The 788-nt window shown below is 67.8% G+C and carries 1 protein-coding gene; it reads left to right on the forward strand.

The window, feature by feature from the left end; genetic code table 11:
- Window positions 1-137 precede the first annotated feature (137 nt).
- Window positions 138-785 carry a C39 family peptidase gene (locus C7C45_RS32690; RefSeq protein WP_110568751.1) on the forward strand — a complete coding sequence of 216 codons (648 nt, stop codon included), beginning with the start codon at window positions 138-140 and terminating at the stop codon, window positions 783-785.
- Window positions 786-788 lie beyond the last annotated feature (3 nt).

The raw sequence follows: 788 nt of genomic DNA on the forward strand, positions 1-788 counted from the left end.
GTTACACCCCCCGTTGAGACACCCGATGCCGGCCCCCGTGTGGGCTGCCGGGCGCGAACCCCCGCAACGACTTCCCCGCCGCGCACCCACCCCCGGGTGTGCATCGCGGACCCCCTATCGCAGAGGAGCACGCCATCATGCGTACCGATCTGATCCGCAAGACCGCCCTCACCGCTGCCGGACTCGCCTTCACCGGCGGCGCCATCGCCGGCCCCGTCACCGCCGCGTACGCCGCCGACGCCCACACCCAGGGCGACCGCAAGCCCACCAGCGAGCGGGAACTGAACGTCCGCTACCAAGCCCAACCGAACTTCTACGACTGCGGCCCCGCCGCCACCCGCAACGCCCTGTCCGTGCAGGGCAAGGACATCAACATCGACGACATGGCCAAGGAAATGGGCACCACCGAAGCCGGCACCAACTCCATCAACGACATCACCCCGGTCCTGAACAAGGAAACCGGTGGTAAGGGCGACGCCTACCACAGTGTCGAGATCAGCAACCCCGACGCCGACGCCAAGCAGACCGACCAACTGCGTGCCGACGTCGTCAAGACCGTCGACAACGGCCGGGCCGTCGTCGCGAACATCGCCGGCACCAGCACCGACACCAACGGCAACACCCACTCCTACGAAGGCGGGCACTACATCAGCGTCGTCGGCTACCACGACAACGGCAACACCGTCACCATCGCCGACTCCGCCGACCCCAACACCGCCTCCTACGACATCACCGTCGAGCACCTCGCCGACTGGATCGCCACCCGCGGCTACGCCACCAACTGACCC

Source organism: Micromonospora arborensis, assembly GCF_003205615.1.
Taxonomy (GTDB): domain Bacteria; phylum Actinomycetota; class Actinomycetes; order Mycobacteriales; family Micromonosporaceae; genus Micromonospora; species Micromonospora arborensis.

Coding starts and splice junctions, on each gene's coding strand:
- C7C45_RS32690 (WP_110568751.1), top strand. CDS start 138: ATGCGTACCGATCTGATCCGCAAGACCGCCCTCACCGCTGCCGGACTC.